A 6015-nucleotide genomic window follows, 5' to 3' on the forward strand; every position below is an offset into this window, starting at 1 on the left:
TGGTTAATCAGAATTAGTAAGGCTAGGAGGAGAATATAGAGTCAAAACCAAATTTGCCGCCATCGATTCAGCGAAGTCTGTGACTGAGAGCTGGGCAAATTTGAAAACGTAGTCTTTTGCATTATGTTTGCTGTTTTTTCAATAGCTATATAAAACCGACTCTTGGTTCTTCGGTGTCGTCATCGTTCACACAAGCGTGACGAATACTCTTCGGCAGGTCTACTTCATCTGGCTGTGGCCAAGCCAGTTTGCGAACGCGCCATTTGCACTTTTTGTCGAAGAATTGCCATCTTTCGAGTTTTTCGCGCGCAGTTTCGAAATTGTTCGACCAAAACGCATTGCCAAGTCGGTAATTGTGGTAGAAGTCTTCGTAATCATCGAACAGGTAGTGAATTATGTCTGCGACCTTCAGTATTTCAGACCAAGACTCTTGTTCGCTAATGTATCCGGACATGTAGGCGGATCGTGCTATGGCAATTATTCGGTATAAGTCAAACCCCCATAGAAGTTTCGGCGGTTTGCCTTGCTGCGTTTCAAAACAATCGGCTACGTAGGTTTCAGGTAGCTGCGCCAAACCGGCAATACGTTCTACCATTGCCTCTCGGTGCTCGCTTTGCATATCGTCTACAAGCAACGATGAATGCAAACCTTGGTACAAGCTTTCAACCATTTCTTGGTACTGTTTAGTGTTAACAATTCCCCACCACTCGTCGAGCATGGCACGTCGTTCGTTCTTGCTGGTGACTTGAAAGAACTTGAAGCGGTCCATGTGGTCGGGTACTCGCACCTCACATGGCCAGTATTCAAGCGTCTGTGTCCAGGCACCATCATTAAACCCATCGACCGCGGTTAAGCGTAGCGCCAATCTTTGCTCATTGCTTAACTCAGTAACCTTTCCGAGTTTGTAGTAACGTCGTTGCTCACGAAGACCGATTGATTTCACACGCGACATCAGCGCCAGCATAATCACAATCAGTGCGGGCCACACTGCGAGGGCAAACATAACTGACGGCGTGGATAGCACCTCTGCGTTGAGCAGTTGGCCAATATCTTTTTGCTCGAACAAGCCACTAAGCACGATGCCAGCAACCGGCAGTACCACCACACTCATGCCGCTAAATACGATAACGCACAAAGGCATCAGTATTTTAATGAGGGTACCCGCTTGCTCTAAGCCAACACCATATGCAATTTTCTTGGGTGGAATATCTCGATAGCCAGGGGTGTTTTGTAGTTGTTGTTTTATCATAGTCACTGAGTTCCAGATCGACAACACTGCTCTCGTTGATTGAGTTTTACGTTAAATGATTCATTCAATATTCATCACCAACCCTAAGCAGTAGATAATAGAATATTTGATGGACTTTCGTGAAGAAGAGTTGTGGTGAATGCGAACAATTATAAGCAACAGAAGAGTCAGTTTTGGTGACGGGTGTATACAAGTAATACGGGGCATAGTTAATGAGCAAGTAGTGAGCATGAAGCAGAGCGCTTGCATCGAACTCGTTTCAAATTTAGTTGGCTTGGTCGAATGCCGTACTGAGCGTTTATTTCTAAAGGCCAGTAGACAAAAGACGGCGCCACTAGCACCATCAAAAACTGTTGCCGAATAGCAGTCAGCATTGACGGTGAGAGTGAGATTCACGTTCGGTTTATTTCGGCTATATCTTGCTTCGTGCGTATCCTAGTACCAGAGCTACCAGCTAACTCCAAAGTGAATCCAATAATAAATTCGCAATTTGGCTATTTGAAGCAAAGAGAACACCTTCATGGTTCATAAACGTTGAATCTCGGCGGTTAAGTGCTAGCGCTTTCCCATTAATGTTGCTGACCCAGGCGCCGGCTTCCTGAGCAAGGCAAGTCGTTGCGGCGTAATCCCAAATGCTGCCGCCACCGTCTTGCTTTTTGGGTAATTTTAGGTAGCAGGACTGGCTTGATTCCAGCACTTGACAGGCATTTTTTACCGCTCCGCTGCCGTATGAAAATGTAACGCCATCCATACCCAAGTCACGCGCGCATCGTTGTAGTGCGGTAACGGCCAACTCATATCGTTGGTGAGCCTTAAAGCTGGCATCGGCGTAGACCTGTAATGAGTGAGCGGGAGTCGTGGCTCGGCTAAATGGAGCCGAATTTCGATAGCAACCTTGCCCAACTACGGCGTGATACAGAACTCGATGCGCGGGGTCGTAGACCACGCCGATCAATGCTTGCCCCGATTGTGCAACCAACGAGATAGAGACCGCGTAGCCAGCTCGGCCTTCGCTAAAGGGTAGGGTGCCGTCAAGCGGGTCAACACACCAAAAATAAGGTGTGTTAAAACGTTTCTGTGCGTCTGCGCTAGCCAGCGAAGATGATTCTTCGCCAATAAATGGAATACCCGCTGGCTCTGAAATTTCATCTAAACGCTGGCGAATAAGGTTCTCGCTTTGAACGTCTACTTCGGTAACAATTTGTGATGCCTTACTGTTGCCGGCATCTTTATAGTTGCGCTGTAATGTATCGCGATCAACTTTCTCAATCCACTCACCCGCTTCTTGCGCGGCCTGAATGGCGACGCCACACAGTGTTTGCAGTTGCTTTGGCGACAGCGATGAGTTCATAGCATAGGAGTTACGGAAATCATGGCCGTAGTTTACTGATCACATCCGCAGTCAGTTTTTCGCTGTAGCTATTAATCTTCCAGTGGCCTGGGCTCCAGCCCTTAATAAAGCGATGAAAGTCAGCCCATGCGAATGGGTAAAGCTCCCGCCACTCGTCTTCTAACGCGGCTGTATTCACGCTGCGTATTTTGTGGGCAACCCGTTTGATTAGCTCGGAAAAATAATGATCCAGTAGCTGGCTCTCCATTGCTTCGCATTGGTCTTCATTTAAGCAGCTGCCGATAAGATAAGCTACGTCTTTCATGCCGCAACCGCGCCCAACGTATTGGAAGTCGACACCAGCGACGCGCTGCGAATTCGCAACTTCTATGTCAGTTGGGCGAAAACAAAAATTAGCTAGCTTGGCGTCTCCATGCACTAAGGTTTGGTGTTGGCATTCCCGTAGTTTTTGGTCGATCAGAGGTGCCGCTTGGCGCAGGGCGACATCATCCAACGCGGCTAATTCATCAGGGCGTGTATCAAGATGCCAATAGCTACCGCATTCCCATAACCCAACTGCGTCATCGTTTAAGAATGTTGCATGAAAGCTCGCCAACCAATCAAGGCAGGCAAACAGGTCTTGGATATCAACTCGGTTCTTTCGAACGTTGTAACCAGCCGCATCGAGGTCTGACAAGACTAGCATTGTTTCATTCTCATGTGACTCAACGGCAAGGCAATTTGGTACAACACAGTGGTTGTCACAACGTGCTGCATAGTGCTGATACCACTGAGCTTCTACTCGATATGAGCGGACTTTTCTTTGGTGAGATAAGTCCGTGTTCCAACCGCGAGGGTGGTTGCTGGTATCGGGTAATTTAATATGCTTGAGGATCACGGAATCGTCAGAGCCACCGTTAAGAGCAAGGCGAACAATCTGGCCATAACCGCTCCACAGTGATTGGACTACTGTGGAGCTGTCGATTGATTGTGCGCCGGTTGCCGATAAGACAAGGTCGGCTGTGGCTGGCAGCATGATAAAATTTCGAGTATTAAATGTAATGGTAGATTAATACAATTACTTAGCAAATTCTTGGTAAAAATACTCCTAGTTGGAATGGCCTTCAAGGTTGCCGATAGTCAATGTGCGGGTAGTTGCAATACTAAAATTGCCATCGAGCTTCCATATCAAGTTCATCAAACCTCTGTTGCAACTGCGCGTAACGTTGCAGGGTCATAGAGCGGGTATTTAGGCTGCTCGTGTAAAACTGCGAAGCCACAATTAAGTTGTCGCCCAAATCGTTTATTGAAATTGATTCGCCGCTAGAGGAATACCATTGTGCTGCCAGTGAAAGCTGTATTGGGTTTTCGCTGGCGGTGGCGATAGTCTCTGCATGCACCGTAACCGGTGTTTGAACCGCTAACCACAGCAAGCTCGAGCCCAGAGATTTCATTCTAATTGTGCAACTCATGATCTAACCCACCGTTATCCACTAACGTTGAACTCCTTTGGCATGCTAGCACCTGGCACATAGTAAAAATACCGACTGCCGTCGGCGAGGCAAGCACGCTGCATAGCATTCCGACAAGCAATTAGATGTTTAATGAGTCGTGCGGTTAGATAGGGTGAATTCTGGGGTGGTCGTGGTGGGCTTGTCGTAGCGCAGAGAGTCTTAGCTGCTATACGAGCGGAGCTACCGAGAAGTAGACCAAGCCCCAGCGGTGATCTTATTTTGTACCTAATAAGCGTAACGTAAAGCATAAATGGACGAATCAAGCATTCAGTATCTGGAGGGGGGGGCTTCGTGCTTATCGTACTCTCCGTACCTCCAACGGAGCCTAGCTTAATCGGGTCAGGTAATACGCATCAGGTAATTCATTTAGAAACAGGTGGCAGCAAGCTTATCATTGGAGGTGTTTACCGGCACACAGGGTTGACCTTCAACGGGGAGAGCGTTGTCGAGTCGATCACCCATTAAGTTCTACACAACGAGGTTAGAAAGATGGTTAGGCTAATACATTTAGAGTTTGAAGCAATAGTTATTCTCTGTGAGACGCTGCTTAGTCCGTGTGCTAAAGCAGTTGAGAGCGTGGCATTAATTTTGCACGCTCAGCAACTGCTAGACTTTACTCGGGCTTGGCCTTGTTGTTCTTGGGTGCTAAGCCGATCGAAAATCCACCGGGTCCGTACATCATGCTGGAGCCGAGCTTCATTACGCCAAACAACACTTTGACTTTGTGTTTCATTGCTACCGCTTTAAGTTCGTCTATGATCGGCATGGCATGAATGTCTTCTAGGTCTCCTGCGTAGCTAATATTTACGATGGGTACGTATAAGCCTTCTTTTACTCGGTCGATCGCGTAGCGTAGTAGTGAATCAAGCGCTTTTTCCTCGCTACGTTTTGTAACAACCGGCCCGCTTTTGTCTCCATAGTTTTCTATGATCGGGGTTAACCCTACGGCTTTACCCAATAATGCCGGGGCTAATCCTACTGACTTTATGCCTTTTTCAAGCGCTCGTTGGCGACTGTAAAATATATCTCTAACAATGGCATAGGAGCGAATCACTTGGGTGAACTTATTCATGGCTTTAGTGTATTCCTGTACATCCGCGCCTCGGCTTAGCAACATATCGGCGTAGATGGCTACTAGTCCTTGAGCGGCAATGCCGGTACCGGTATTCAGGTAAGTCATTCTAAATGGGTGCTCAATACCAAGTTTATCTCTAACTTCACGCGATCGTTTCGCAATGGCCGATGCGGCTTTCTCGAAGTTGTCGTAAATAGGGCTGGCTGTTTTGGAGAATGTTTGGCAAAAGGCGAAGTCGGCATGGGGTGCAACTTCGTTGAGAATGAACTCAGTAATTTGTTCTGGGCTGGGAGGTGCAGTCTTGATTTTGGTTTTAACGTTGAGTTCGCCGCTTTTGTAGTATTTGATGAGGACCCGCTCATCAACGATCTCAGGTTTTACTGCGCCATTAATATTAATGGTAATTGGTAGTACTTTAATTGGTCTTGTTTTGAAAATAGACTCTGGTATAGCAGCAACCGAGTCAACAACAATGGTGTATTTCATATTTGGACTGACCTCTTTATTTGTGTTTTTATTATATTGGGCTCGAAAGATGGTAGCGTGCGTTGCCAATTCTCCCTTGTGCCTCCTTTGTTCAAAAGATTATAGATGACTTTATTTGCAAAATAACGCTTTGCTTGCTTCAAGTGAAAGACGGATCAGCTAAGAGTCGTGCATGGGCTATCTTAATTGTTGAACTGAGAGTGCTATTTCGGTGTTCTATATGGTCGTTGAATGCAAGTATTTATCGGGCTGGACGCATGCAAAACCGCCTTTGGAAATTAATTTCAAAAAGGAGTTGACCGGCGGTCATTAATGAGTAGAATGCAGCTCCCTCGAGACAGGTAATTAAGCACGGAAGATG

5 protein-coding genes are annotated in these 6015 nt (G+C 46.8%); all 5 read right to left on the minus strand.

The genetic code is table 11. The features are described 5' to 3' along the window. Positions 1-145: 145 nt before the first annotated feature. The 5 genes from DFR28_RS13685 to DFR28_RS13705 all read right to left on the minus strand — a co-directional run bounded on the left by DFR28_RS13685 (position 146) and on the right by DFR28_RS13705 (position 5654). Positions 146-1249, minus strand: coding sequence for a DUF1266 domain-containing protein (locus DFR28_RS13685; protein WP_113954921.1), 1104 nt, complete (start codon positions 1247-1249; stop codon positions 146-148). Between the two features lie 454 nt (positions 1250-1703). Next, positions 1704-2600, minus strand: a complete 897-nt coding sequence (locus DFR28_RS13690; protein ID WP_113954922.1) for a 3'(2'),5'-bisphosphate nucleotidase CysQ family protein — start codon at positions 2598-2600, stop codon at positions 1704-1706. A gap of 19 nt (positions 2601-2619) precedes the next feature. Continuing rightward, the gene (locus tag DFR28_RS13695) at positions 2620-3615 is read right to left on the minus strand and encodes a phosphotransferase (RefSeq protein ID WP_113954923.1); all 996 of its coding nucleotides are present in this window, start codon (positions 3613-3615) and stop codon (positions 2620-2622) included. A gap of 127 nt (positions 3616-3742) precedes the next feature. Then, entirely contained in the window at positions 3743-4033 is a 291-nt protein-coding gene (locus DFR28_RS13700) for a hypothetical protein (RefSeq protein WP_113954924.1), read from the minus strand. 673 nt (positions 4034-4706) lie between these two features. Further along, positions 4707-5654 carry a DegV family protein gene (locus tag DFR28_RS13705; RefSeq protein WP_113954925.1) on the minus strand — a complete coding sequence of 316 codons (948 nt, stop codon included), beginning with the start codon at positions 5652-5654 and terminating at the stop codon, positions 4707-4709. Between the last annotated feature and the right edge of the window lie 361 nt (positions 5655-6015).

It is taken from the genome of Arenicella xantha, assembly GCF_003315245.1.
Lineage (GTDB): Bacteria > Pseudomonadota > Gammaproteobacteria > Arenicellales > Arenicellaceae > Arenicella > Arenicella xantha.